The organism is Cronobacter sp. HA18006 (genome assembly GCF_011605445.1).
GTDB classification, from domain to species: domain Bacteria; phylum Pseudomonadota; class Gammaproteobacteria; order Enterobacterales; family Enterobacteriaceae; genus Cronobacter; species Cronobacter sakazakii.
The window spans coordinates 51451-77850 of sequence record NZ_JAANQB010000002.1 but is presented as its reverse complement, the minus strand read 5'-3'; the positions used below and the strand labels follow the sequence as shown (position 1 = coordinate 77850).

The following is a 26400-nucleotide window of genomic DNA, read 5'->3' as shown; positions in this document are numbered from 1 at the left end:
TTTGTCATTAGTGCGTCGCTTCGCCAATAACGCCGCCCGCGCCTGCGCCAACCGCTGCGCCTTTCAGCACGCTTTTCCCGGTTGCCGCGGCAACGCCCGCGCCCACGACCGCACCCGCAACGCCACCTTTACGCGCCGCTTTGCCTTTATCGCCCTTTTTCAGCATCGCGCCGGTGCCTGCGCCAATGACCGCGCCGCCCACGGCGCTTTTGACATCTTTGCCTGCAATGGCACCCGCTGTCGCGCCAAGCACCGCGCCGGTCGCCGTTTTATCCATCGCCATCACCGGCGCGCTGGTGAGCAGCATCAGTGTCACAATGCCCGTAATTGTCTTTTTCATTATTGTCCCTCAGCTGTGTAATACAGGGGAAATCCCCGGCGGGAAGCATATCACCGGGCTTTGAGAGGGAAAGGCACCAGCAGCGTGCAAAAATCCACACTCTGCCGGTTTCAGCAGGCAGCGTTACGCAGGCGACGCGTTTTTCAGAAACAGCCGTGCGGCATTGGCATCCGTCGTGGCCTCAAGCCAGGCGGGATCTTCACCGCGCCACTGAGCGACTTGCTTAAGAATATGCGGCAGCCAGCATGGCTCGTTGCGACGCGATTTTGGCCTGGGGGCGAGATCCCGAGGCAGCAGATAAGGCGCGTCTGTTTCCAGCAGCAGGCGATCGGCGGGAATAACCGGCAGCAGGGCGCGTAGTTCAAGCCCGCGACGCTCGTCGCAAACCCAGCCGGTAATACCGAGGTAAAGCCCGCGTGCCAGTGTCTCCCGCGCCTCCTGTTCGGTGCCGGTAAAGCAGTGCAGTACCGCGCCCGGCAGTTTATCGAGCCACGGTTCGAGCAGCGCCAGAAAGCGCGCATGGGCATCGCGACAGTGCAAAAACACCGGCAGCGCCAGCTCTGCCGCCAGCCGCAACTGTTCTGTAAAGGCATGCTCCTGTTCGGCTGGCGTTGAAAAATTCCGGTTGAAATCGAGCCCGCATTCGCCAATCGCCACGACCTGCGCCTCTCCTGCGAGCGCACGCAGCCGCGCCGCGCTCTCATCATTCCAGGTACTGGCGTCGTGCGGGTGAACGCCCGCGGTCGACCAGCAGCCCTCGTAACGCCTGGCGAACGCGCAAGCCTTTTCGCTTTCCTCAAGCGACGTGCCGGTAAAGAGCATATTGCTGACGCCTGCCGCACGGGCGCGGGCAATCATCTCATCCCTGTCATGGTCAAACTGAGAGCTGGTTATATTCAGGCCAATATCAAACATTGCGCTTTCCATATGAAAACCGCCCTGACGGGCGGTTACGTTATTCTTCTGCTTCTTCTTCGGCATCCTGCTCTCGCGGACGCCGTTTACCGACGTAAAAGCGCGAGAAGAAAATCCCGACTTCAAACAGGCAGTACATCGGTATCGCCAGCAGCGTTTGCGAGAACACATCCGGCGGCGTGAGCAGCATGCCGACGACGAACGCGCCGACCAGCACATACGGGCGTTTGGCACGCAAGTCCTGCGGCGTGGTCACGCCCATCCAGCACAGCAAGACGATAGCGACCGGCACTTCAAACGACACGCCGAAGGCCATAAACAGCGCCATGACGAAATCGAGATAGCTGGTGATATCGGTCGACACCACAACGCCGACAGGCGCGGTTTTCGTTAAGAAGCCGAACGCCAGCGGGAACACCACGAAATAGGCGAAGGCCATACCGATATAAAACAGCAGCGTACTGGAAACCAGCAGCGGGATAATCAGGCGTCGCTCATGCTTGTACAGCGCCGGGGCGACAAACGCCCAGACCTGATACAAAATCACCGGTGCGGAGAGGATCACCGACACCATCATGGTCAGCTTGATAGGCGTGAAAAACGGCGACGCCACGTCGGTGGCAATCATGCTGGCGCCGTGCGGCATCTGGCTTATCAGCGGTGCAGCAACCAGCTGATAGATATCGTTGGCGAAGTAAACCAGCGCCAGAAAAATCACCAGCACCGCGACGATGCAGTTCAGCAGTCGCTTACGCAGTTCAATCAGATGACTGATTAGGGGTTGGGTATCTTCAACAGCCATGTCAGGATTTATCACTCACGGTGGATGCGGCTTCAGGTTTCCGCGTGCTGGCGGACGCGTCCGGCGACGTATCAACGCCATTTTCAGGCTCGACAGGCGCTGCCCCGGTCTCTTCCGCGTGCGCCGTCTCCGTCACAGGCTTCTGCGCAGGTGACTGCGCCTGATGCTCAGCTTTCGCTGGCGTAACGCCTTCATGCTGCGCTTCGTTGCCTTTCACCAGCGGATTATGAATGGTGTGGGCGTCGTCGCTCGCTTTTTCCGGATCGTTAACGCTGTAAGACCGCTTCATCGATTCCGCCGCTTCGCGCAGTTCGTCCATCGACGCTTTCAGCTCTGGCGTCAGATTATCGATGCTCGCTTTTTCCACTTTCTTCAGGCTTTCCTGAAACTCCTGAAGCTTAAGCTCCTGGGTCAGTTCATTCTGCACGGTGGTTGCAAGCGATCGCAGCGCACGAACCCAGCCTGCAACCGTGCGGACAGCCACAGGCAAACGCTGCGGCCCCAGCACGATAAGCCCGATAACAAAAACCAGCAGCAGTTCGCCAAAACCAATATCAAACACGGATTACACCTGCTCTTTATCACGTTTTTTCGCGTCGTCAGCGGTGACGTCGCTTTTGGTTTCGCCGATTTGTTTATCCTGCGCGGAAGGCGCGGTGAAATCCGCATCCTGTTGATGCTTTTGTTTGTCGTCGTCACCCATCGCTTTTTTAAAGCCTTTGATGGATTCGCCAAGATCAGAGCCCAGCGAGCGTAGTTTTTTGGTGCCAAAAAGCAGAACAACCAGAACCGCGATAATCAATAACTGCCAGATACTGATGCCACCCATACATTTCCTCAGTTACCAGTGATAATGGTATTCATCAGGCCACAGTATACCTGTGGCCGTTTCATAACAATGCCTGCGCTAGTCGGTACGCCGCCAGCCGATAAGCCAGACGAGAATACCGCCTGCCATCAGCCATCCGGGCGACATGCCCCAGTCAGGACGGTTGATAAAGAGCAGCGTGCTGCTCAGCATTAGCGTGGCGCCAATGCCGAACAGATAGCGCGACTGCCCTTGCTTCACACGATGCTCCTGCAGCTCATGGGCAATCTTATCAACACTTTGTTGCAGTTGTTTGCCTTGCCGCAGGCTGTTGTAGACCAGTTCAGGAATTTCCGGGATTTTTTCCGCCCAGAATGGCGCTTTCTCTTTAAAGGAGCGCACCAGCGCCGGGAAGCCCACCTGATCTTTGATCCAGCTTTCCAGAAAAGGTTTCGCCGTTTTCCACAAATCGAGCTGCGGATAGAGCTGACGCCCTACGCCCTCAATATACAGCAGCGTTTTTTGCAACAGCACCAGCTGCGGCTGCACTTCCATATTAAAGCGGCGCGCGGTGTTAAAGAGATTCAGCAGCACGTGGCCAAACGAGATTTCCGCAAGCGGCTTTTCAAAAATAGGCTCGCAAACGGTACGAATGGCGGATTCGAACTCTTCTACATTGGTATCCGGCGGCACCCAGCCCGAATCCACATGCAGCTCCGCCACGCGGCGATAGTCGCGGTTGAAGAAAGCGATAAAGTTTTCCGCCAGATAGCGCTTATCTTCTTTATTGAGCGAGCCCACGATGCCGCAGTCGATGCCAATGTATTGCGGATCGTGCGGGTGATCGTGGCTGACAAAAATATTCCCCGGATGCATATCACCGTGGAAAAAGCTATCGCGGAAAACCTGGGTGAAGAACACCTGAACGCCGCGCTCAGCCAGCAATTTCATGTCAGTGCCGTTGGCTTCCAGCGCCGCGACGTCATTGACCGGGATGCCATAAATGCGTTCCATGACCATCATCGTTGGGCTGCAGTAGTCCGAATAGACTTCCGGCACGTAGAGCATGGGGCTGTTTTCGAAATTACGGCGCAGTTGAATGGCGTTCGCCGCTTCGCGCAGCAGATCGAGCTCATCCAGCAGCGTTTTTTCATACTCGCGCACCACTTCCATCGGACGCAGGCGGCGACCATCCGGCAGCAGGCGCGGCACCCAGCGCGCGAGACGGTAGATAAGCTTCATATCCGCCTTGATAACCGGCAGGATATCTGGGCGGATCACCTTAATGACCACCTCTTTGCCGTTCTCTTTCAGCCGGGCGGTGTGCACCTGCGCGATTGAAGCGGAAGCAAGCGGCGTAATATCGAAATCATCAAACCACTCCTCGACGGGACGATCGCCCATGGCTTTTTCGATCTGCTGTTTAGCGAGCTTACCGTCAAAGGGTGCGACGCGATCCTGCAACAGTGCCAGTTGATCGGCGATTACCGGCGGAAAGAGATCGCGACGCGTCGACAGCATCTGACCGAACTTAATCCACACCGGCCCCAGCTCCTGCAACGCCAGACGAAGTCTCGTACCAAGCTCAAGATCTTTGTGCCGGTTCGGCATCCAGAACAACCCGCGACGCCAGATCCGCAGCGGCAGCGTCAGGCGCATGCGTGGAATCAGCTCATCCAGGCCGTAGCTCAGGAACGTTTTGATAATGAAATAAAGGCGCCGAATTTCACCTGGCGTCATTTGCCCTCCAGTTTATCCAACCGTTTGGTTAACGCTTCCAGTTGGCGCTCGACGGCCGAAATCTCTTCGGCAAACCAGGCGACTTCCAGCGCGCCCGGCGCGACGCGCCACTCTTCGGTAATCGCTTCCGCCAGATAGCGCTGATTACGCGTAAAGCCTTTTTGCAGCAGTTGCCCGCCGCGACGCATAACGCGCCCGATGCCTTCCGCGGCGATATCGCCGACCCACGGGGCCAGCAGCCCGGCGGGATCAAATTCGGCCATGTCCATCAGCGCCACAAAATTTTGCACCACCTGCAGATCGCCCTGCACTTCCAGCTCGCCGCTGCGGATAAGCGCGGTCAGCTGCTGGCGGTCCTGGAGCTTCGGCAAAACGGAAAGGCGTGTGATAACGGTACAGTCCGCCTCGCCTTCCCATTTACTGAGCACATCCAGTTGTTGCTCGCTGAACACCAGCACCAGCGGCGTGGAAAGCTCTTCAAGCGTGATGCGCAACACTTTGCCCTGCAAACGCTGGCGCGGCGCTTTCAGCGCGCTCTCGCGGTACAGAAAAGTGTTCAGCGCGCCTTCAATGCCAGCCATCATTAGCGGTGTGAAAGGCATCCGGCACCTCCTCAGAATTTGTAGCCGCGATGCAGCGCTACGATCCCGCCGGTCATGTTGTAGTAGTTGACGTTCTCGAAGCCCGCGTCGTTCATCATCGCTTTAAGGGTTTCCTGATCCGGGTGCATACGGATGGATTCAGCGAGATAACGGTAGCTGCCAGCGTCTTTCGCCACCAGCTCGCCGACGCGCGGCAGAATGTGGAAAGAGTAGGCGTCGTAGGCTTTGTTCAGCGGCTCGAACACCGGTTTGGAGAACTCCAGCACCAGCAGACGGCCACCCGGCTTCAGCACGCGAAACATGGAACGCAGCGCTTTTTCTTTATCGGTGACGTTACGCAGGCCGAAGGAAATCGTGATGCAGTCAAAGGTGTTATCCGGGAACGGCAGCGCTTCCGCGTTGGCCTGGACATACTCGACGTTGCCGACGATGCCGATATTGCGCAGCTTCTCGCGCCCCATTTTCAGCATCGAATCGTTGATATCCGCCAGCACCACTTTGCCGCTCTCACCCACCAGACGGGAGAATTTAGCGGTTAAATCGCCGGTGCCGCCCGCGAGATCCAGGACTTTCTGGCCGCGACGCACGCCGCTGCAATCGATAGTGAAGCGCTTCCACAGACGATGAATGCCGAACGACATCAGATCGTTCATGACATCATATTTCGCCGCCACGGAGTGGAAGACCTGCGCCACCATATCCGCTTTTTGCTCTTTCGCTACGGTCTGGAAGCCAAAGTGCGTTGTATTTTGTGAATCTTCAACCATCTCAGTGCCTGCTTATCAAGGAAATGTTTGTGAAGTGTAACAGATTGGCCGCAATTGCCCTACGATTCAAGGCGGCATTAGCGCGCCACTCAGCGCTCGCCCGCAACGCGAAACGCCGCTAAGTGGCTGTTTTCATCAGGAGCGCTGGCAAGCGCTTCGGCATCGGGGAGCGCAAACGCTTCATCATCCTGCACCGCCTGCTCGGCCAAATCCGGATTAATCTCGCGCTTTACCTCAACGCCCATACCGCGAAACGCCTCCGCCTGCGCAAGCAGGTTGCCGCGCCCGCTGGCGAGTTTTTTCATCGCCTGGCGGTAGCTGTCGCTCGCTTTGTCGAGGTTCTGGCCGATGGCGCTCATGTCGTCAACGAACAGTCGCATTTTGTCGTAGAGGCGGCTGGCGCGATCGGCTATCTGCTGGGCGTTGCGGCTTTGATGCTCATAGCGCCAGAGGTTGGAAATGGTGCGCAGCGCTACCAGCAGCGTGGTCGGGCTCACCAGCATAATATTGTTTTTTAACGCCTCGGTGATGAGTTCCGGCTGCTTGTCGATAGCCAGTAAAAAGGCGGGCTCGACCGGGATAAACATCAGCACGTAATCCAGCGTGCGCAGCCCCGGCAACTGCTGATAATCCTTGCGCCCCAGCAGACGAATATGATTGCGAAGCGAAGCGATGTGTTCGTTTAACGCCAGCTCGCGGCTGTAGTCATCTTCGGCGTTGAAGTAACGCTCATAGGCCACCAGCGTCATTTTGGCGTCAATCACCACATCTTTGCCCTGCGGCAGACGCACGATGACATCCGGCTGCATCCGGCTACGGTCGGCAAGCTGAATATTAACTTGTGTTTCATACTCATGCCCTTCGCGCAGGCCCGAGGCTTCCAGTACGCGCGCGAGCACCACTTCGCCCCAGTTGCCCTGAGCTTTGTTGTCGCCTTTTAACGCGCGCGTCAGGTTAATGGCTTCCTGCGCCATTTGCGCATTCAGTTGTTGGAGGTTACGGATTTCATGAGCCAGCGTGTGGCGCTCGCGCGCCTCCTGGCCGAAGCTCTCCTGTACCTGGCGGCGAAAACCGTCGAGCTGCTCGCGCAGCGGGGAAAGCAGGCCGTTCAGGCTCTGGCGATTTTGCTCATCGACCTGACGACGGCTCTGCTCAAAAATACGATTGGCGAGGTTTTCAAACTGTTCGCTCAGGCGCTGTTCGCTGCTCATCATCTGGCGCAGTTTTTCTTCGGCGTGGACCTGGGTGGCCTCCAGCCGCGTGGTGACTTCGCGCAGATCGGACTCCAGCGAGCTGTTGATCTCCCGCAGGTTGCGCAGTTCGTTATTGAGCAGATCGCACTCGTCACGCCAGTGCTGGTTATGCGCCAGCGCCTCGCGGGCCGCGCTGAGCTCGCCGTAGATATCGCGCTGCTGCGCCAGCAGATCCGCCTTTTGCTGGGCGGTTCGCAGGCCTGACATCAGCCAGCCCACCACAACGCCTGCCAGCGCAACCACGGCTAACACCAGATATGAGATTTCCACCACGCCTCCTGCCTGAACTGCTCATCACGCCAGAGGGGATTGTGCTGTACATAATTCCAGACGAAAAGCGTTTTTCTGTAAGGATCGTCAATCCTGCGAGACATTACGCAAAAAGGCCGGCGGAGCGCCGGCCTGAAAGGAAGCTATCAGAGAAGGCGGCGCGCCGCCTCTACCACGATTTTCACCGCGTGGCTTTCGGTTTGTTTCATGGTTTCCGCGTTCGGGATCTCTTGCTGGGTGCGGTTGACGATAACGCCCGCCACCATGCCCGCGCGCAGGCCCTGGCTTGAGCACATGGTCAGCAGCGTGGCCGATTCCATTTCATAGTTCATCACGCCCATCGCCTGCCACTCTTTCATGGAGCCGTTAAAGCGGCTGACCACACGGCCGGAGAAGGTGTCGTAGCGCTCCTGGCCCGGATAGAAGGTGTCGGAAGAGGCGGTTACGCCGATGTGCGTGGTCGCGCCGACCGCTTTGGCCGCTTCCACCAGTGCGGTGGTACAGGCGAAATCGGCAACGGCCGGGTATTCCATCGGCGCGAAGTGCAGGCTGGCACCGTCAAGGCGTACGGAGGCGGTCGTCACCAGCACGTCGCCGACGTTGATGTGCGGCTGGATAGCGCCAGTGGTGCCCACGCGCAGGAAAGTACGAATGCCAAGCTGCGCCAGCTCTTCTACCGCAATAGACGTTGACGGGCCGCCGATACCGGTTGAGCAGATGATGACCGCTTTGCCATCAAGCTCAGCGCGCCAGGAGGTGAATTCACGGTGGGAGGCCAGTTTGACCGGCTTATCCATCAGCGCGGCGATCTTTTCCACTCGCTCCGGGTCGCCCGGGACAATCGCTAATTCTGCGCCCTGAAGATCGCTTTTTTTAAGGCCGAGGTGAAAAACATCAGACATAGGTGACTCCTCTGTGGGTCGGTTTGTCAGGAGAAGCAAAACGGTACTTTACAGAACCTTTCCGGCGTTTTTCGTGACCGGATTCACTTCAAAAGAAAGGAGTTGCATTAATTTTCCATAATTTCGTGATTATGGTCACATATACAGCCCATGAATGGAAATCTCGCACGGCGAATGCCTGCTTTTGCCACCTCCACTCCCGCCGCACGCAGGCTATAGTTAGGGATGCGCTAAAACAATAACGGGTACGGAGAATGCCATGACCAACAACACTGACCATCCGGCGGGCTTTGCCGCTGCAGTTTCACCTGTCGCTTCAACGGTAGTGCATACGCCGCAGGATGCCATTATCGCGGGCGAAACCTCGATTCCCACGCAGGGCGAAAATATGCCTGCTTACCACGCCCGCCCGCGCGCTGCTGATGGCCCGCTGCCGGTGGTGATTGTGGTACAGGAGATTTTCGGCGTACATGAACATATTCGCGATATATGCCGTCGCCTGGCGCTGGAAGGGTATCTGGCGGTGGCGCCGGAACTCTATTTTCGTCAGGGCGATCCGAATGAGCATGACGATATTTCGTCGCTGTTGAGCAATCTGGTGTCGAAAGTGCCGGACGCGCAGGTGCTGGCGGATCTGGATCATGTGGCAAGCTGGGCGTCACGCAACGGCGGCGACGCGCATCGTCTGATGCTGACCGGTTTTTGCTGGGGCGGGCGTATCGCGTGGCTGTACGCCGCGCATAATCCGCAACTGAAAGCCGCCGTGGCGTGGTATGGCAAGCTGTTGGGCGACAAAACGTTAAACTCACCGAAGCACCCGGTGGATGTCGCTACCGATCTGACCGCGCCAGTGTTGGGGCTTTACGGCGCGCAGGATACGGGTATTTCGCTTGAGAGCGTGGAGACCATGCGTCAGGCGCTGCGCGCCGCCAATGCAAAGGCGGAAATTATCGTTTACCCGGACGCGGGCCATGCGTTTAACGCCGATTATCGCCCGAGTTATCACGAGGCGTCAGCGAAAGACGGGTGGGAACGCATGCTGGAGTGGTTCAAAACCTACGGCAGTAAGAAAGGATAAAAAAACGCCCGGGAAACCGGGCGTTTTTTGGTGGCGCGGTGGGTGCGCTGCGCTTACCCACCCTACGCAACGCATAACTGGCCTTATCGTAGGGCGGGTAAGCGTCGCGCACCCGCCATCACAAAACCGTTACGCCTGACGCAGGTTCTGCGCCGCTTTCACCATGTTGGCGAGCGCCGCGCGGGTCTCCGGCCAGCCGCGGGTTTTCAGGCCGCAATCCGGGTTCACCCACAAACGCTCCTGCGGAATGCGCTGCGCGGCTTTCTTAAGCAGCGCTTCAATCCACGCCACATCCGGCACGTTCGGCGAGTGGATATCATATACGCCCGGCCCGATTTCATTCGGGTATTCAAACTCCTCAAACGACTCCAGCAGCTCCATATCTGAACGTGACGTTTCGATGGTGATCACGTCCGCATCCAGCGCGGCGATAGAATCCATGATGTCGTTGAACTCGCAATAACACATATGAGTGTGGATCTGCGTGTCATCCTTCGCGACCGCCGCGTTCAGGCGGAACGCCTCCACGCCCCAGGCGAGATACGCGTCCCAGTCGCTGCGCTTGAGCGGCAACCCTTCACGCAGCGCCGGTTCGTCAATCTGGATGATGCCGATGCCCGCGGCTTCGAGATCCACCACTTCGTCACGCAGCGCCAGCGCAATCTGTTTGGCGATAGTTTCGCGCGAGACATCCTCACGCGGGAACGACCAGCAGAGAATGGTCACCGGGCCGGTCAGCATGCCTTTCACCGGTTTGTCGGTCAGCGACTGCGCGTACTTCGCCCACTCGACGGTGATCGGCGCAGGGCGACTGATGTCGCCGATAACGACCGGCGGCTTCACGCAGCGGGAGCCGTAGCTCTGCACCCAGCCGTTCTGGGTAAAGACAAAGCCATCAAGGTGCTCGCCGAAATACTCCACCATGTCGTTACGCTCGGCTTCGCCGTGCACCAGCACATCAAGACCCAGGCGCTCCTGCTCGGCGATCGCCTGCTTAATATGTTCGGCGATACCGGTGCGGTAGTTCGCCGCATCCAGATTGCCCTTTTTGAAATCCAGGCGCAGGCCGCGAATTTCGGTCGTCTGCGGGAACGAGCCTATGGTCGTGGTCGGCCAGGACGGCAGATTAAAGCGGGCGCGCTGCGCTTCGGCGCGTACCGGGTACGCATGGGCGCGCTGGCTGTCCTGCGGCGTAATGGCCTTAAGGCGCTGTTCCACCGCCGGGTTATGTACGCGGGCCGAGTGTTTACGGGCCTGAATCGGCGCGCTCCACTGCTCGATTTTTGTTGTGTCGCCGCTGTTCAGCGCATCGCGCAGCAGCGCCAGCTCTTCGCATTTTTGCAGCGCGAAGGCGAACCAGCTTTTCACTTCCGCATCCAGACGCGTTTCGACGCTCAGGTCGATAGGGCTGTGCAGCAGCGAGCAGGACGAGCCCACCCACAGCTCACGTTGGCCTGCGATCGCTTTCAGTTGGGCGTATTTTTCGGTGAGATCGGCGCGCCAGACGTTGCGGCCATTGATAACGCCCGCGGAGAGTAACCACTCCTGCGGCAGGCGGCGATGCAGTTCGTTGACATCGTCATGGCCATGAACCAGATCGACATGCAGCCCCTGCACCGGCAGCGCGGTGATGGTATCGAGATTATCACTCACGCCTTCAAAATAGGTGGTGAGCAGCAGCTTAGTCTGGCCTTTCAGCGCCTCGTAAGCCGGTTTAAACGCGTCCAGCCACGCCTGCGGCAGCTCCAGCACCAGCGCCGGTTCATCAATTTGCACCCACTGAATGCCGCGTTTCGCAAGTTCCGCGATCACCTGCTGGTAGACCGGCAGAATGTCGTTAAGCAGGGAAAGGCGGTCAAATTGTTCGCCCTTCACTTTGCCAAGCCACAGGTAAGTGACGGGCCCGAGCAGTACCGGTTTAACATGGTGACCAAGCGCCAGCGCTTCGTCGACTTCATCCAGCAGTTGCGTCCAGGTGAGGCTGAACTGCTGGCCTTTGGTGAATTCCGGCACCATGTAGTGATAGTTGGTGTTAAACCATTTGGTCATTTCAGCGGCGGCGGCAGGTTCGCCGGTCGGCGCGCGGCCACGACCGATGCGGAACAGCGTGTCGATATCCATCGTGCCGTCCGCATTCTGGTGGCGCGCCGGAACATTGCCGAGCAGCAGGCTGGTGGTCAGAACATGATCGTACCAGGCGAAATCGCCGACCGGCAGCAGATCGATGCCCGCCGCTTTTTGTTGTTCCCAGTGACGAGCGCGCAGCTCGCGGCCCACCGCCAGTAATTCTTCACGGGTGCTTTTGCCCGCCCAGTAGCTCTCTTGCGCTTTTTTCAGCTCGCGACGCAGGCCGACGCGGGGAAAACCGAGGGTGTGGTTATGGATAGTCATGATGTTCTGCCTCTCTTAAGAATGAATCCCGTGTCAGGAGATGAATCTGTTCGTTTTATCTGTTCATCTAATTAATTAATCCGTATGTATTTCGGATTCTCCCCGAGGAGGAGAACTCTAAATAATTCGGCTTGCAGAAAGGCGGCGACGCAGCGAGTCCCCAGGAGCTTACTCCAGTAAGTGACTGGGGCGAGCGAGGAAAGCCAACGCATCTGCAAGTCGAATTATGACGAGTTTGGACGTCCAGATGTTTACACATCCATAATTGGCAGTTACTGTATATTCCTCAAGCGCAAATTATTCATGCTGAAGTGAAGGACATTCATGATCGAGATAAAACACCTGCGAACGCTTCAGGCGCTGCGTAATTGCGGCTCACTGGCGGCGGCGGCGGCATCGCTGCATCAGACCCAATCCGCGCTTTCACACCAGTTCAGCGATCTGGAGCAGCGTCTCGGCTTCCGGTTATTCGTGCGTAAGAGCCAGCCGCTGCGCTTCACGCCGCAGGGCGAGATCCTGTTGCAGCTGGCAGCCCAGGTGCTGCCGCAGATAAGCCGCGCATTGCAGGCGTGCAATGAACCGCAACAGACCCGCCTGCGCATCGCGATTGAGTGTCATAGCTGTATTCAGTGGCTGGCCCCGGCGCTGGAGGCGTTTCGTAAACGCTGGCCGCAGGTGGAGATGGATTTCAAATCGGGCGTGACGTTTGATCCGCAGCCTGCGCTGCAGCAGGACGAACTCGATCTGGTGCTGACGTCAGATATTCTGCCGCGCAGCGGCCTGCACTATTCACCGATGTTTGATTTTGAAGTGCGTCTGGTGGTGGCACCCGATCATCCGCTGGCGACCAAAACGCAGGTGACGCCGGAAGATTTCGCCAGCGAAACTTTGCTGATTTACCCGGTACAGCGCAGTCGTCTCGACGTCTGGCGTCACTTTTTACAGCCGGCGGGCGTCAGCCCGACGCTGAAAAGCGTGGATAATACGCTGCTGCTTATCCAGATGGTGTCGGCGCGCATGGGCATCGCCGCGCTGCCGCACTGGGTGGTGGAGAATTTCGAGCGTCAGGGGCTGGTGGTCACACGTGCGCTGGGCGAAGGATTATGGAGCCGGCTGTACGCTGCGGTGCGCGATGGCGAGCAGCGTCAGCCGGTGACGGAGGCGTTTATTCAGCAGGCGCGTCAGCACGCCTGTGATTCCCTTCCGTTTGTGCGGAGCGCGGCGCGACCCAGCGTCGGTGGACCCACAGAGAAGCCACTATCACCGCTCCCCCAATGATAAAGCTCGGCCAGTGGGGCTGCTGCTGCCAGATGGCGAGGTTAACCAGCAGCCCGGCGGGCACATGCATGTTATTCATGATGCCGAGCGTACCGGCGTCCACCTGCGTGGCACCATAGTTCCACATAAAGTAGCCAAGCCCTGAGGCCACCACGCCAAGCCACACCAGAATGCCCCATTGCAGGCCGGTGGTCGGCAGTTTCTGCGGGTTGCCGAGTGCGAACCAGGCGATCACCGCCACCACGAACGCGCCAAGATAGAACCACGAAAACGCGCTGTGCTGCGGCATCGGATGCGTCTCCATCAGGCGTTTATAGCCCACCATCCCGATAGCGAAGCTGATATTCGCCAGCTGTACCAGCAGCAGCCCGGTCCAGAAGTGATCGCTCACTTTGTCATAGCGAATAATCGCCGCGCCGATGACCGCAAGCCCGGCGCTAAGCGCATAGCCCCAGCGCAGCCGACGGCGGCTCAGCAGATCGTAAATCAGCGTGATATAGAGCGGCGTAAGCACCGTAAACAGCAGAAATTCCGAGACGGTCAGGTAGAGATACGCCCGGAAGCTGAACAGGTACATCACGCCCAGCTGCAGTGCGCCCACCAGCATATAGAGCGCCAGCGTTTTCAGGCTCTGCCCGCGGGCGCGTAAGAACGGCAGGAAAACCAGCGCCGCCAGCCCGACGCGCATCAGCACAGAGAAGGTGCTGTCCACATGCCCCGCCAGATATTCGCCAATCAGGCTGAAAGAGAATGCCCACAGGATAGTGGTGATGATGAGTAACGCCACAATGATCATCTCAACAGAAAACAAAGACGGGCATTGTAGCGAAGGCGCTGGCGAAAAGTTGCACTATTTGGTTGACAAGTGGTTATAGATAAACCACTTGTCACCCTGATGGTTAATCCAGAAACAGTTTACGCAGGTAGTGTGGAACGGCATCTTCAGCGTTGGTGCCGATGACTTCGAGCTCCGGCAGCAGATCTTTGAGGCGCTGGTGCGCGTTGCCCATGATGCAGCCTTTGCCCGCCATCGAGAGCATCTCCGCATCGTTCATCCCGTCGCCAAACGCGATGCAGGACTCCAGCCCGAAGCCCATCGCTTTAGCGACCGCCTCCAGCGCGTGGCCTTTGGACACGCCGCCCGCCATCACTTCAAGGCAGGTGAGCGTCGAAAAGCTCACGTTCACGCGATCGCCCCAGCGGGCGTTGATGGCCTGCTCCAGCGGTAACAGCTTTTCGTGAACGTCGCAGGTGAAGAAGACTTTGCTCACGCCCTGCGGCTCCAGCAGCGCCGGTTCAAAGAGCGAATATTTAAAAACCGCCTCTTTAAAATATTTCAGCTCGTCCGGGCGCTCGCGGCTCATAAACCATTCGTCGTCGCGATAGACGTTAGTGATGATATCGGGATTATCGCGCACCACGCCGAACAGATCGGCGGCGATATCGGTATCAAGGTTATGGGTAAACACCAGATTGCCGTCGGTGTCGTGCACCCGCGCGCCGTTGGAGGTGATCATATAAGCCTTGATCTCAAGGCCGTCGCGGATCTGGCCGACGTCGATATGGTGGCGGCCAGTGGCGAACACAAAGTTCACGCCGCGGGCAGTCAGTAATTTGAGCGTTTGTTTGGCAAACGGCGTCAGTGCATGGTCAGGGGCTAAGAGTGTGCCGTCTAAATCAGACGCAACGACCTGATACATAATAAAAAAAACCTCTGGTGGAGCGACCGAACGCTCCGGTCGCGAGTAATCAGTTATGCTCGTCGAAAAAATCGACAATGGCATTCAGCGCTTCGGCGCGCATAGCGTCCTGCTCAAACAGGATCTCATGGTACGCACCTTTGATGACGTAAGGTTTACCCCCCCAACACGGGTGGCCCGCCGCGGCGCGAAGTTCACAGAAGCGGTCGTGCGAGCGGTTATCCACCACACGTTCCAGCTCTGCCTGGAGTAACAATAGCGGCGTGGTGCTGTCGGTGGCCCCCGCCAGCACCTGTTCTCCTGCCTGGATGCCTTCCCGCACCCAGTGATATGTCGGCCCGCCGACGCGCAGCTGCGGTTCATCGGCGTAAAAACGCAGATTGCGCCGGTAGCGCTCGTGGCTGTGCGTCAGCATGTTGAGGCTGAAGGGCAGCGGTCGCCAGCGTCCTGTGCCGATGGCGTAACCATCGCGCAGCGACGGATACTCTTCCGCCCAGTCGAGGATCGAGCGCAGCATCCAGTCCGGCAGACGGATAATAATGCCGAACATCGGGGCGCAGAGCGCCACGGCATCAAACGCTTTTGGGTTACGCAGCAGAAACAGCGTGCCAATCGCGCCCCCCATCGAATGCGCCAGAAGATAGCGTTTCCGCCACGGGCCGGTCGCCACCTCCTGCTGCCAGAAACGTTCGAAATCATCAACATAATCGCTGAAATTCACCACGTGGCCGCGATGGGTATCTTCCAGCAACCGCCCGGAACGCCCCTGCCCGCGGTGGTCGATAATCAGCACATCAAACCCGCAGTGGAACAGATCGTATGCCAGTTCCGCATACTTAACGTAGGTTTCGATGCGGCCGGGGCAGACGACAATAACGCGATCGTGGTTTTCCGCACGAAAACGCACAAAGCGCACCGGAATATCATCCACGCCCAAAAACTCATCTTCTTCGCGCTGTTGCCAGAAATCTGTCAGCGCACCCATGGTGAACGCCGCGAATCCGGCTTCCCGTGAAAACCAACTGTTCCTGTGTCTGGTCATGGTCCTTATTGCTCCGCATCCACGCCTGTCCGGGCTTTTTTGTGATTCGTAGCACATACCTCAACAATAGCGTATTGTGGCATAAAAGTGCGCAATCAGGGAGCTTCGCATGACCTTCGAGTGGTGGTGTACCTACCTTCTGACAACCCTTATTCTCAGCCTCTCGCCGGGTTCTGGCGCCATTAACACGATGAGCACCGCCATCAGTCATGGCTATCGCGGTGCAGCGGCGTCTATCGCCGGGCTACAGACCGGTCTTGCGCTGCATATCGTGCTGGTTGGTATTGGTTTAGGCGCGCTGTTCTCCCGCTCCCTGATGGCCTTTGAGATCCTGAAATGGGCGGGCGCCGCGTATCTTATCTGGCTTGGCATTCAGCAGTGGCGCGCGGCGGGCGCCATCGATCTCAACGCGCTCGCGCAGAGCCAGCCGCGCAGCAGACTGTTTAAACGCGCGGTGTTTGTGAATCTGACCAACCCGAAAAGCATCGTGTTTCTCGCCGCGCTCTTTCCGCAGTTTATCGTGCCGCATCAGCCGCAGGCGATGCAGTATGTGGTGCTCGGGGTAACGACTATCGTGGTGGATATCATCGTGATGATTGGTTACGCGACGCTTGCGACAAGAATTCGCGGCTGGATCAAAGGCCCGCATCAGATGAAGGCCTTAAATAAAATCTTTGGTTCGCTGTTTATGCTGATTGGCGCGCTGCTTGCCACCGCGCGCCGCGCCTGATTAGCGAGAGATAATGAGATGAATGCCGAAGCCGGTGAACAGCGCGCCGGCGGTGCCGTCGATCCACTTCGCCAGACGCTGATAACCCTGGCGCATTTTCGGCAGCGCAAAGACGCTTGCCACCAGCGCAAACCACGCGAAGGTTTCCAGCGCTATCAGCACGAAAATGCCCCAACGCGCGCTGGTGCCGACGCTGTCGCCGACGAACAGTGAAAAAACGCTGCCGAAGTAGATAACCGCTTTCGGGTTCGCCAGGTTGGTCAACATTCCTTTCAGAAAACTGCGCCCGCGCGCCGCCAGCTCAACCTGTGGCGTCTCGCCCGTCGGCGCGCTTTTCTTCAGCGCGCCGCGCAGCATCTGATACCCCATCCAGCACAGATAAAGCCCGCCGCCCACCACAATAATGTTATGCAGCCAGGCCATTTTTTCGAGGATCAGGTGCAGGCCGAGCAACGCCACGCCGGACCACACCATGACGCCTGCGGTAATGCCCAGCACGCCCATCAGCGCCTCTTTGCGCGAGCGGCTGGCCGCGGTCTGCGAGACAAAAAAGAAGTCGGGGCCGGGGCTTGCCAGCGCCACCAGATGTACCATCGCGACGGTAAAGAACAGCGTTAACATAGAGGTTTGCCAGGTCAGAATCAGAGAACATTCATCCTGGCATGTTTGGGCGGGGCTGACTACTCTTCGTCGTCGCCGTCGACGTGCTCGCGGATGAGCGTCATAAACGGCCTGCCGAAGCGCTCCAGTTTACGGGTGCCGACGCCGTTAATGCCAAGCATTTCGCCCGGGCTGAGCGGCATTTGCTCAGCCATTTCAATCAGCGTCGCGTCGTTAAAGACGACATACGGCGGAATGTTTTCTTCGTCGGCGATGGCCTTACGCAGTTTGCGCAGTTTCGCAAACAGCTTGCGGTCATAATTGCCGCCGTACGATTTTTGCGCCACGCGCGGTTTGAGCGCCGCGACGCGCGGCACCGCCAGCATCAGCGGCGCTTCGCCACGCAGGAACGGGCGCGCGGCTTCGGTCAGCTGCAACGCCGAATGCTGCGCGATGTTCTGCGTCACCACGCCCAGATGAATAAGCTGGCGGATAACGCTGACCCAGTGCTCCTGGCTTTGATCTCGCCCGATGCCGTACACCTTGAGCTTGTCGTGGCCCAGTTCGCGGATGCGCTGGTTGTTCGCGCCGCGCAGCACTTCCACCACATAGCCCATCCCGAAGCGCTGCTCCACGCGCGCGATAGCCGACAGCGCTTTTTGCGCGTCCACCAGGCCATCGTAGCGGCGCGGCGGATCGAGACAGATATCGCAGTTGCCGCACGGTGCCTGACGCCCTTCGCCGAAATAGTTCAGCAGCACCAGACGGCGGCAGGTTTGCGCCTCGGCGAACGCGCCCATCGCGTTTAGCTTGTGACGCTCGATATCCTGCAGCGGGCCTGGCGCTTTTTCTTCCAGGCAGCGGCGCAACCACGCCATATCCGCCGGATCGTAAAACAGCATCGCCTCGGCAGGCAGGCCGTCGCGCCCGGCGCGGCCCGTCTCCTGATAGTAGGATTCAATATTGCGGGGAATATCGAAGTGCACGACAAAGCGCACGTTGGGTTTGTTGATGCCCATACCGAACGCTACGGTCGCCACCACAATCTGTAAATCGTCGCGCTGGAATTTCTCCTGCACTGACGCGCGCACCTCATGCTCCAGGCCCGCGTGGTAGGCGGCGGCGCTGATGCCGCGGCTTTGCAGACGCGCGGCGGTGTCTTCCACTTTCGCGCGGCTGTTGCAGTAGATAATGCCCGATTTGCCGCGCTGCTCCTGCACATAGCGCATCAGCTGATCGAGCGGTTTGAATTTTTCCATCAGCATGTAGCGGATGTTCGGGCGGTCGAAACTGCTGATTTCAATCAGCGGATCGTCAAGGCCCAGAAGACGCACGATATCGCGCCGCGTCGTGTCATCCGCCGTGGCGGTGAGCGCCATAAACGGCACCGCCGGAAAACGCGCGCGCAGCTGGCCGAGCGCCGCGTATTCCGGGCGGAAATCGTGGCCCCACTGGGAGATACAGTGCGCCTCGTCCACCGCCACCATCGCCAGATCCCAGTAGCCCAGCGTGTCGATGAAGTTATCCATCATCAGTCTTTCCGGCGCGATGTAGAGCAGGCGCACCTGGCCGGTACGACAGCCCGCCAGCACCGCCTGCTGCTCCTCGCGGCTCTGCGTCGAATTGAGGCACGCCGCGGCCACGCCGTTCGCCAGAAGCTGATCGACCTGGTCTTTCATCAGAGAAATAAGCGGAGAAACCACGATGGTCAGGCCGGTTTTCACCAGCGCCGGGATTTGATAACACAGCGATTTGCCGCCGCCGGTGGGCATCACCACCAGGCAGTCGCGCCCTTCAAGCACCGCGTCGATAATGGTGGCCTGGCCTGGACGGAACTGCTGATAGCCAAAGGTTTCCTGTAAAACCTGCTTAGCCAGCGTTTCCTGACTGTAAACTTCCGCCTGCGCCACACTCACTCCAGATACTGAAAATAAAACAGGCGCTATTTTCAGCGCCTGCGTCGGAAACTGCAATGCCTCAGAAGAGATCGTTAAGCATAACCCCAAAGCCAAAGCGAGTCTGGTTAAAGTTGTAATCAATTAACGATTCGCCGTAGCCGCTGTAGAGCTGGGTGTAGAGGCGCACGTGTTTCGTAATCGGGTAGCTCAGGCCAAGCTCCGCGCCGCCGTAACCGGTGTTCCAGTTATACTGGCCCTTCACGCTCCAGATTGCCTCGCCCCACTGATAGCCCACCTTAAGCTGGTAGTAGCCCATATATTTGGTGATGTCCGGGTTGTCGTCGGTATTGCCCACCACATACCACGGCTTCACTTCCACCAGCCAGTCGCCATTCTGCGCCATCAGGCGCGTATAGAGACGGTTCCAGCTGCGGGAGGTTGGGTCCGAGCGGCCATTCGACTGGTGGTTATAGCCAAATTCCACATCGCGCAGCGTCCAGCCCGCCAGCTCGTAGTCGGTCGCAAAGCCCAGGAACAGCTGCGGCTCATAGTTGGTCTCGCGAAACGGCGACGACTGGCCGCTGTTAGAGAGCTGCCACCAGGATTTCTGCGTATAGGAGCCGCCCAGTACCGAGTTCGGGCCCATAATCCCACGCCAGAACGGAAACGCGAGGCTCAGCTGGAATTTCACTTCGTCTTTACGCGCATCATCCGCCCAGTCGTAAGACTTAATGGCTTCTTTATTGAGATCGTCGGTCACGGTGTAGAGCAGATAGTTGCTCTCGTACGGGTAAAGCGTAAACGGGTTATCGTGATCCTGAAGCAGGTTGGCGATGATGCTGCCGCGAACGGCAGGCGCATCATGCACCTCTTTAATCGTCGCTTCCTGTGCTAATGCTGTGCATGGCAGCAACGTTGCCGCCATAAACCAACCCAGAAACGTGCGCATTTGGCAGTGTTCTCCTGAACGAATATTTCGATGGTGAATTATTATCCGGCAGACATTCTACATATTTATTTCGCGTCTGCTTAGTCCTGCTTTCTTAAACTGGAAAGCAACAAATGGGAAGCATAAAATCAACATTCATTTAACCTTATGTGCCCACTCTTTTTGGACGAGGAAACCATCATGTCCGCAACTCTGCTGACCCCGGAAGCGGCTCTGCAACTGGTCGGCGAAATCTTTGTTTATCACATGCCGTTTAACCGTGCCCTGGGGCTGGAACTGGAACGTTACGAAAAAGAATATGCTCAGCTCGCCTTTAATAATCAGCCGATGCTGGTGGGCAACTGGGCGCAAAGCATTCTGCACGGCGGGGCGATTGCGTCGGCGCTCGACGTGGCGGCGGGCCTGGTGTGTGTCGGCAGCACGCTGACGCGTCATGACAGTATCAGCGAAGAAGAATTGCGCCAGCGGCTCTCCCGGATGGGCACGATTGATATGCGCGTCGACTATCTGCGGCCCGGCCGCGGCCAGCGCTTTACCGCCTCCAGCACGCTGCTGCGCGCGGGCAATAAAGTGGCGGTGGCGCGCGTCGAATTACATAACGAAGAGCAGGTCTATATCGCCAGCGCCACGGCCACCTACATGGTAGGGTAAGTCGTGCAATACTGATAAACTGCTCACACTTTTCTCATACCACGAGTTTCACATGGATGCTAAGCAGACGCGTCAGGGCGTATTCTTTGCGCTTGCCGCTTATTTTATCTGGGGCATTGCCCCCGCGTATTTCAAACTGATTCAGGCGGTTCCGGCCGATGAAATTCTGACGCACCGCGTTATCTGGTCCTTCTTTTTTATGCTGGCGCTCATCAGCCTGAGCCGCCAGTGGGGATCGGTGAAGCGGCTGTTCGCCACGCCGAAAAAAGTCTTTAGTCTGGCGCTCAGCGCCGTGCTGGTGGGCGGCAACTGGCTGCTGTTTATCTGGGCGGTGAATAATCATCACCTGCTGGAAGCGAGCCTCGGTTATTTCATTAATCCGCTGGTCAACGTGCTTTTGGGGATGATTTTCCTCGGCGAGCGTTTTCGCCGGATGCAGTGGCTGGCGGTGCTGCTGGCAGCCTGCGGCGTACTGGTGCAACTCTGGACGTTCGGCTCGCTGCCGGTTATCGCGCTGGGCCTCGCGTTTAGCTTCGCGTTCTATGGGCTGGTGCGTAAAAAGATCATGGTCGACGCCCAGACCGGCATGCTGATGGAAACCCTCTGGCTGCTGCCGGTTGCGGCGATTTATCTGTTCGGCATCGCCGACAGCCCGACCAGCCATATGGGCAGCAATCCGTGGTCGCTGAATCTGCTGCTGATGGCGGCGGGTGTGGTGACGACCATTCCGCTGCTCTGCTTTACCGCGGCCGCGACGCGCCTGCGCCTCTCCACGCTTGGATTTTTCCAGTATATCGGCCCGACGCTGATGTTCCTGCTGGCGGTCGTTTTTTACGGCGAAGTGCCGGGGCCGGATAAAATGGTCACCTTCGGGTTTATCTGGCTGGCGCTGGCGATATTTATTATGGACGCGCTTTATACCCAACGGCGTTTACGCCATCATTAATAAAGACTTTTATAACAGGGCGTTACTGACGCCCTGTTATCTTTCCTTACACCAAATAATCCTGTTTCTCACCTACTGATATTAGCCGGGACGCGCGCCTTGCAACCCGATGCCCCTTACCTATAATCCGGCCTTTATGCATTACGCCATCTGCTGTTTCGTGATAACAGAGGCGCAAAAGGTATTTTCATGTCAGCCCTGTTTGCTTTCTTTTTCCCGCCGCGCACGGCCACCCTGCGCCGTCTGCCTTATCTGGGATGGCTGTTCGGTTTGCTGTTCGGTCTGGGCCTGCTACTTGCGATTACGCCTGACGATGTGGCGCTGGCTCTCTTTTTAATGGCTCTCTTGCTCTATTACCGCGCCGGCGCGCTGCGTGCTCGTGACGCCGGTCTGAAAGCGCGGCGTTACCTTCTGCTTTCGCTGGCCATGTTTCTCATTGGGTTTGGGCTGGCCTGGCTGCGTGATTTCGGCGCGGACAGCATGCCGTTCATGAAATTCGGCGGGGGTTTTCAGGTAATAATGACGCTGCTCTTACTGGCCGCCCCGTCGCATCAAACAGTGACAAAGACCGCATAATATCGGGCGGCATCGTCGCCCGAATCAACGACTATTTCAGGCGTAAAGGAGCCTTACTGATGTCCAATATGGAAAACGACAAAAAGAATTACGACTACATGGCCGATCCGAAATTAAGCGACAAGTGGAAATTTCGCTTTAAGTTCATTGAAGATCACGGTTATCCGGCCGTGCTGGTTCCAACGCCCGCGTGGCGTGACGCGCTGAAAAAAATGAGCATTAAGGAACGTCTGACAGTATCCCTTAATTTCATCACCTATTTTTTCAGCTTCATCTATCTGGCCATTCTGGGGCTGTGGAAGAAAAGTATTATTTGCGTGCTGGCCATCTTTGTCGTTGCAATTATCAGCGACCTGCTGAATATGAGGTCGCTGATATATATCGTCCCGTTCTATTTCGCCTGTCGCACCAACGTCTGGTATTACGATCTTAAAGTCAAAGGCAAGCATGACTGGAGCCTGTAAGGTTCCGCGCCTTGCCCTGTAAAAAAAAGCCTCTTTATGGAAGAGGCTTTTTTGTTTTTATAACCAGTTCTTACGCTTGAAGTAGAGATAAGGCGCCAGCCCCGCCAGCAGCATCGCGACAATCGCGCCGGGGTAGCCATAGCTCCAGTGCAGTTCGGGCATAAACTCGAAGTTCATCCCGTAGCTGGAGGCCACCAGCGTCGGCGGCAGGAAGACCACGGACACCACCGAGAAGATTTTGATAATGCGGTTCTGCTCGATGTTGATAAAGCCCATCGCCGCCTGCATCAGGAAGTTCACCTTCTGGAACAGCGATTCGTTATGCGGCAGCAGGGATTCGATATCGCGCAGGATCTCACGCGCCTGCTCCAGCTGACCGCCCGGCAGACGCGCCTTGCGCACCAGGAAGTTTAGCGCGCGCTGGGTATCCATCAGGCACAGACGCACTTTCCAGCCGGTATCCTCCAGCTCAGCCAGCGTCGAGAGCGCCTCGTCATATTCATCGCCCTGATGCCCTTCCATAATGACGCGGCTCAGGTTTTCGAGATCGCTGTAGATGTTTTCTATCTCGTCCGCCAGCTGTTCGATTTTCGTTTCAAAGAGATCGAGCAGCAGTTCGTAGGCGTTGCCGTCCATCATCGACTGGCTGCGCGCGCGCATGCGGTACAACCGAAACGCCGGCAGCTCGCGTTCGCGCAGCGTAAACAGCCGCCCGTTACGAATGGTGAACGCCACGGTGGAGTTGCCGCCGTGATCTTCCGCGTCTTCATAAAAGAAAAACGAGTGAATATGCAGCCCGTCTTCATCTTCGAAGAAGCGGGCGGAGGCTTCAATATCCTCCAGTTCCGGGCGTGTCGCCAGGCTTTGACCAAGTTCCGTTTGCACGCGCTGTCGTTCGCTCTCTTCCGGCTCCACCAGATCAACCCAGATGGAATCTTTCAGCGAAACGGCCTCGTCAACTTCGAGGCGGGACAGTTTGTTATTTTCCAGTTGAAATGCGCTCAGCATGACCGGGACTCCCAAAAAACAAATTCTGGACAGTTCGGTTGGGCACACAGAAACAGATTGGGTTTCAGACCATTAAACAGCCTGACTCAGCGCGACGGGAGAGAAAACGGTCGCTGACAACCACTAAGGCCATCAGCGTAAGAGGATAGCCTTAGGAGTTGTTCCTGTTTGACAGGTTTTTGAGCCAGCATCTACTGGGTGTGTCCAAGGCGAATGTCCTCTTAGCGTAATCGTGGGCGCATGTTACGCCACCAAAAATTAGGCGTCAACACGTACACTTAAGATAAAACACCTCAATGATTGACAAGAATTATAGTGCCTGAGAGCGCCTTTTGCCGGACCGTTTTCGCGCTCCGCTTCCTGCCATTCCCGGGCGATTATCGCCGCGCCAGATGACAGAAAATCCAGCGCGCGATGAAGAAATAAAAAAGCCGCCGACGCGACGCGCCAGCGGCCTGAGTGCCCTGCACAGAAAGACGTCAGACGGTTTCGAGGCGCGCGTAAGCGGCCACCAGCCATTTGATGCCCTGACCGTTGAACGCCACCTGCAACCGGCTATGTTCGCCGCTGCCTTCGAGATTCACGATGGTGCCTTCACCGAATTTCGGGTGGCGCACGCGCTGGCCAAGCTTATAACCGGAGTCGTTCTGCGCTATCGGCGCGCCCAGCTGCTTATGGCTGACCGGACGGCTCACGCTCGCGCGCAGGCGCACCTCTTCCACACAGCCTTCCGGCAACTCAGCGATAAACCGCGACGGACGGTGATACGCCTCTTTGCCGTACAGTCGACGGGTTTCCGCATAGGTGAGCGTCAGCTTCTGCATGGCGCGGGTAACGCCCACATAGGCCAGGCGTCGCTCCTCTTCCAGACGCCCGCCTTCATCAAGCGACATCTGGCTTGGGAACATCCCCTCTTCCATCCCGACGATAAACACCTGCGGGAATTCCAGCCCTTTGGCGGAGTGCAGCGTCATCAGCTGCACCGCGTCCTGCCAGGCGTCGGCCTGCCCTTCGCCCGCTTCCAGCGCCGCGTGGGACAAAAACGCCTGCAGCGGCATTAGATCTTCGTCTTCTTCGTTGTAGCTGAACTGGCGCGTCGCCGTCACCAGTTCTTCTAAGTTTTCGATACGCGCCTGGCCCTTCTCGCCTTTTTCCTGCTCGTACATCAGCCACAGGCCGGAATCTTTAATTACCCGGTCAGTCTGCACGTGCAGCGGCATATCGATGGTTTCATGCGCCAGCGCTTCGATAAGCTCAAGGAAACGCTGCAAAGCGCTGGCGGCGCGGCCGGCCAGGGCTTTTTCCTGCAACAGCTGGCGGCACGCCTGCCAGAGCGTCAGCTGGCGGTCGCGCGCGGTCTGGCGCACGACATCCAGCGTGCGGTCACCGATGCCGCGCGTCGGCGTGTTCACCACGCGCTCAAAGGCCGCGTCGTCGTTGCGGTTGGCGATAAGACGCAGATAAGAGAGCGCATCTTTGATTTCCTGGCGTTCGAAGAATCGCATGCCGCCGTAGATGCGATACGGCATGCTCGCCTGTAACAGCGCCTCTTCCAGCACGCGCGACTGGGCGTTACTGCGATAGAGAATGGCGCAATCCTGCAACGCGCCGCCGTTCTCCTGCCACACCTTGATACGGTTGACCACAAAGCGCGCTTCATCCAGCTCGTTGAACGCGCAGTAGAGAGAGATAGGCTCGCCGTCGCTGCCGTCGGTCCACAGCTCTTTACCAAGACGCCCGGCGTTATTGGCGATCAGGGCGTTCGCGGCGTTAAGAATATTGTTGGTGGAGCGGTAGTTTTGTTCGAGACGAATGGTCTGTGCGCCCGGAAAGTCATTCAGGAAGCGCTGAATATTCTCCACCTGCGCGCCGCGCCAGCCGTAAATCGACTGGTCATCGTCACCCACGATCATCACTTTGCCCGTGTCGCCCGCCAGCAGGCGGATCCAGGCGTACTGAATGCCGTTGGTGTCCTGGAACTCATCCACCAGAATATTGGTGAAGCGCTCGCGGTAGTGATTCAGGATATGCGGTTTGTTGAGCCACAGCTCATGGGCGCGCAGCAGCAGCTCGGCGAAATCCACCAGCCCCGCGCGGTCGCAGGCTTCCTGATACGCCTGATACACCTTCTGCCAGGTCTGCTCTACCGGGTTGCCGTAGCTCTGAATATGGTGCGGACGCAGGCCGTCATCTTTTTTGCCGTTGATGTACCACATCGCCTGGCGCGGCGGCCACTGCTTCTCGTCGAGGTTCATCGCCTTGATGAGACGCTTGAGCAGGCGCAGCTGATCTTCGCTGTCGAGGATCTGGAAATCCTGCGGCAGGTTGGCGTCCATATGGTGCGCGCGGAGCAGGCGATGGGCGAGACCGTGGAACGTGCCGACCCACATGCCACCCTGGCTGGTGCCCATCAGCTGGCCGATACGGTGGCGCATCTCCGCCGCCGCTTTGTTGGTAAAGGTCACCGCCATGATGGAGTACGGCGAACAGTTTTCTACCATCATCAGCCAGGCGATACGATGCACCAGCACGCGCGTCTTTCCGCTGCCCGCGCCCGCCAGCACCAGCATATTGCTGCGCGGCGCGGCTACGGCTTCGCGCTGTTTATCGTTAAGGCTGTCGAGCAGGTAAGAAACGTCCATTGATTGGCACCGCCGCGTTAAAAACAGAAAAAACACAAAACGCCCGCA

The 26400-nt window shown here is 57.8% G+C and carries 26 protein-coding genes; 7 read left to right on the top strand and 19 right to left on the bottom strand.

Features of this window, described 5'->3' with window-relative positions; genetic code table 11:
* Positions 1 to 7: 7 nt before the first annotated feature.
* The 10 genes from G9X48_RS00770 to udp form a co-directional block, all read right to left on the bottom strand.
* Positions 8 to 340 carry a glycine zipper family protein gene (locus tag G9X48_RS00770; RefSeq protein ID WP_004385511.1) on the bottom strand — a complete coding sequence of 111 codons (333 nt, stop codon included), beginning with the start codon at positions 338 to 340 and terminating at the stop codon, positions 8 to 10.
* A 123-nt stretch (positions 341 to 463) separates the two neighbouring features.
* Positions 464 to 1267 carry a 3'-5' ssDNA/RNA exonuclease TatD gene (gene tatD / locus G9X48_RS00765; protein WP_171964758.1) on the bottom strand — a complete coding sequence of 268 codons (804 nt, stop codon included), beginning with the start codon at positions 1265 to 1267 and terminating at the stop codon, positions 464 to 466.
* Positions 1268 to 1295: 28 nt separating this feature from the next.
* Positions 1296 to 2057 (bottom strand): Sec-independent protein translocase subunit TatC, encoded by a 762-nt coding sequence (tatC, locus tag G9X48_RS00760; RefSeq protein WP_004385513.1) that lies wholly within the window; start codon positions 2055 to 2057, stop codon positions 1296 to 1298.
* A gap of 1 nt (position 2058) precedes the next feature.
* A complete protein-coding gene (tatB, locus tag G9X48_RS00755) occupies positions 2059 to 2619 on the bottom strand; it encodes a Sec-independent protein translocase protein TatB (protein ID WP_004385514.1) in 561 nt (186 codons plus the stop codon).
* 3 nt (positions 2620 to 2622) lie between these two features.
* On the bottom strand, positions 2623 to 2886 hold the full coding sequence (gene tatA, locus G9X48_RS00750; RefSeq protein WP_007704573.1) for a Sec-independent protein translocase subunit TatA: 264 nt from the start codon (positions 2884 to 2886) through the stop codon (positions 2623 to 2625).
* A 78-nt stretch (positions 2887 to 2964) separates the two neighbouring features.
* A complete protein-coding gene (ubiB, locus tag G9X48_RS00745; protein WP_007891403.1) occupies positions 2965 to 4605 on the bottom strand; it encodes a ubiquinone biosynthesis regulatory protein kinase UbiB in 1641 nt (546 codons plus the stop codon).
* Positions 4602 to 5207, bottom strand: a complete 606-nt coding sequence (locus G9X48_RS00740) for an SCP2 domain-containing protein (RefSeq protein ID WP_097641359.1) — start codon at positions 5205 to 5207, stop codon at positions 4602 to 4604. The genes ubiB and G9X48_RS00740 overlap by 4 nt, the downstream gene beginning before the upstream one ends.
* Before the next feature lie 11 nt (positions 5208 to 5218).
* A complete protein-coding gene (gene ubiE, locus G9X48_RS00735) occupies positions 5219 to 5974 on the bottom strand; it encodes a bifunctional demethylmenaquinone methyltransferase/2-methoxy-6-polyprenyl-1,4-benzoquinol methylase UbiE (protein WP_097641358.1) in 756 nt (251 codons plus the stop codon).
* Positions 5975 to 6063: 89 nt separating this feature from the next.
* On the bottom strand, positions 6064 to 7497 hold the full coding sequence (rmuC, locus tag G9X48_RS00730; protein ID WP_007891401.1) for a DNA recombination protein RmuC: 1434 nt from the start codon (positions 7495 to 7497) through the stop codon (positions 6064 to 6066).
* A 146-nt stretch (positions 7498 to 7643) separates the two neighbouring features.
* Complete coding sequence (udp, locus tag G9X48_RS00725; RefSeq protein ID WP_004385520.1) at positions 7644 to 8399, bottom strand: uridine phosphorylase; 756 nt, start codon at positions 8397 to 8399, stop codon at positions 7644 to 7646.
* A 259-nt stretch (positions 8400 to 8658) separates the two neighbouring features.
* On the opposite strand from udp, the gene G9X48_RS00720 reads away from it, so the two are divergent.
* Positions 8659 to 9477 carry a dienelactone hydrolase family protein gene (locus G9X48_RS00720; RefSeq protein ID WP_097641357.1) on the top strand — a complete coding sequence of 273 codons (819 nt, stop codon included), beginning with the start codon at positions 8659 to 8661 and terminating at the stop codon, positions 9475 to 9477.
* 129 nt (positions 9478 to 9606) lie between these two features.
* Here the strand turns inward: G9X48_RS00720 and metE are convergent, their stop codons facing one another.
* Entirely contained in the window at positions 9607 to 11868 is a 2262-nt protein-coding gene (gene metE / locus G9X48_RS00715; protein ID WP_097641356.1) for a 5-methyltetrahydropteroyltriglutamate--homocysteine S-methyltransferase, read from the bottom strand.
* Between the two features lie 324 nt (positions 11869 to 12192).
* Between metE and metR the strand changes: the two genes are divergently transcribed.
* The gene (gene metR, locus G9X48_RS00710) at positions 12193 to 13146 is read left to right on the top strand and encodes an HTH-type transcriptional regulator MetR (protein WP_012126034.1); all 954 of its coding nucleotides are present in this window, start codon (positions 12193 to 12195) and stop codon (positions 13144 to 13146) included.
* On the opposite strand, the gene G9X48_RS00705 is transcribed toward metR, so the two are convergent.
* The 3 genes from G9X48_RS00705 to pldB all read right to left on the bottom strand — a co-directional run bounded on the left by G9X48_RS00705 (position 13034) and on the right by pldB (position 15888).
* Complete coding sequence (locus G9X48_RS00705; protein ID WP_097641364.1) at positions 13034 to 13933, bottom strand: carboxylate/amino acid/amine transporter; 900 nt, start codon at positions 13931 to 13933, stop codon at positions 13034 to 13036. The two genes, metR and G9X48_RS00705, sit on opposite strands and share 113 nt — an antisense overlap.
* A gap of 112 nt (positions 13934 to 14045) precedes the next feature.
* Complete coding sequence (gene yigL / locus G9X48_RS00700) at positions 14046 to 14846, bottom strand: sugar/pyridoxal phosphate phosphatase YigL (RefSeq protein ID WP_004388405.1); 801 nt, start codon at positions 14844 to 14846, stop codon at positions 14046 to 14048.
* Positions 14847 to 14895: 49 nt separating this feature from the next.
* A complete protein-coding gene (pldB, locus tag G9X48_RS00695) occupies positions 14896 to 15888 on the bottom strand; it encodes a lysophospholipase L2 (RefSeq protein WP_004388406.1) in 993 nt (330 codons plus the stop codon).
* A 109-nt stretch (positions 15889 to 15997) separates the two neighbouring features.
* On the opposite strand from pldB, the gene rhtB reads away from it, so the two are divergent.
* Complete coding sequence (gene rhtB / locus G9X48_RS00690; protein WP_004388407.1) at positions 15998 to 16618, top strand: homoserine/homoserine lactone efflux protein; 621 nt, start codon at positions 15998 to 16000, stop codon at positions 16616 to 16618.
* Here rhtB and rhtC read toward each other — a convergent pair whose 3' ends face one another.
* The 3 genes from rhtC to pldA all read right to left on the bottom strand — a co-directional run bounded on the left by rhtC (position 16619) and on the right by pldA (position 20065).
* Positions 16619 to 17239, bottom strand: a complete 621-nt coding sequence (rhtC, locus tag G9X48_RS00685) for a threonine export protein RhtC (RefSeq protein WP_069683048.1) — start codon at positions 17237 to 17239, stop codon at positions 16619 to 16621.
* Between the two features lie 59 nt (positions 17240 to 17298).
* Positions 17299 to 19128, bottom strand: a complete 1830-nt coding sequence (recQ, locus tag G9X48_RS00680; RefSeq protein WP_007872621.1) for an ATP-dependent DNA helicase RecQ — start codon at positions 19126 to 19128, stop codon at positions 17299 to 17301.
* Between the two features lie 67 nt (positions 19129 to 19195).
* Entirely contained in the window at positions 19196 to 20065 is an 870-nt protein-coding gene (gene pldA / locus G9X48_RS00675) for a phospholipase A (protein ID WP_004388410.1), read from the bottom strand.
* Positions 20066 to 20245: 180 nt separating this feature from the next.
* On the opposite strand from pldA, the gene yigI reads away from it, so the two are divergent.
* The 4 genes from yigI (at position 20246) to G9X48_RS00655 (ending at position 22702) form a co-directional block, all read left to right on the top strand.
* The gene (gene yigI, locus G9X48_RS00670; protein WP_004388411.1) at positions 20246 to 20716 is read left to right on the top strand and encodes an acyl-CoA thioesterase YigI; all 471 of its coding nucleotides are present in this window, start codon (positions 20246 to 20248) and stop codon (positions 20714 to 20716) included.
* Positions 20717 to 20768: 52 nt separating this feature from the next.
* Positions 20769 to 21662, top strand: coding sequence for an EamA family transporter RarD (gene rarD, locus G9X48_RS00665; RefSeq protein ID WP_097641355.1), 894 nt, complete (start codon positions 20769 to 20771; stop codon positions 21660 to 21662).
* 189 nt (positions 21663 to 21851) lie between these two features.
* Positions 21852 to 22238, top strand: a complete 387-nt coding sequence (locus G9X48_RS00660; RefSeq protein WP_097569821.1) for a hypothetical protein — start codon at positions 21852 to 21854, stop codon at positions 22236 to 22238.
* A 59-nt stretch (positions 22239 to 22297) separates the two neighbouring features.
* Positions 22298 to 22702 (top strand): DUF2628 domain-containing protein, encoded by a 405-nt coding sequence (locus G9X48_RS00655; RefSeq protein WP_004388413.1) that lies wholly within the window; start codon positions 22298 to 22300, stop codon positions 22700 to 22702.
* Between the two features lie 57 nt (positions 22703 to 22759).
* Here G9X48_RS00655 and corA read toward each other — a convergent pair whose 3' ends face one another.
* Positions 22760 to 23710, bottom strand: coding sequence for a magnesium/cobalt transporter CorA (gene corA / locus G9X48_RS00650; RefSeq protein WP_004388415.1), 951 nt, complete (start codon positions 23708 to 23710; stop codon positions 22760 to 22762).
* 479 nt (positions 23711 to 24189) lie between these two features.
* Entirely contained in the window at positions 24190 to 26352 is a 2163-nt protein-coding gene (gene uvrD / locus G9X48_RS00645) for a DNA helicase II (RefSeq protein WP_004388416.1), read from the bottom strand.
* Positions 26353 to 26400 lie beyond the last annotated feature (48 nt).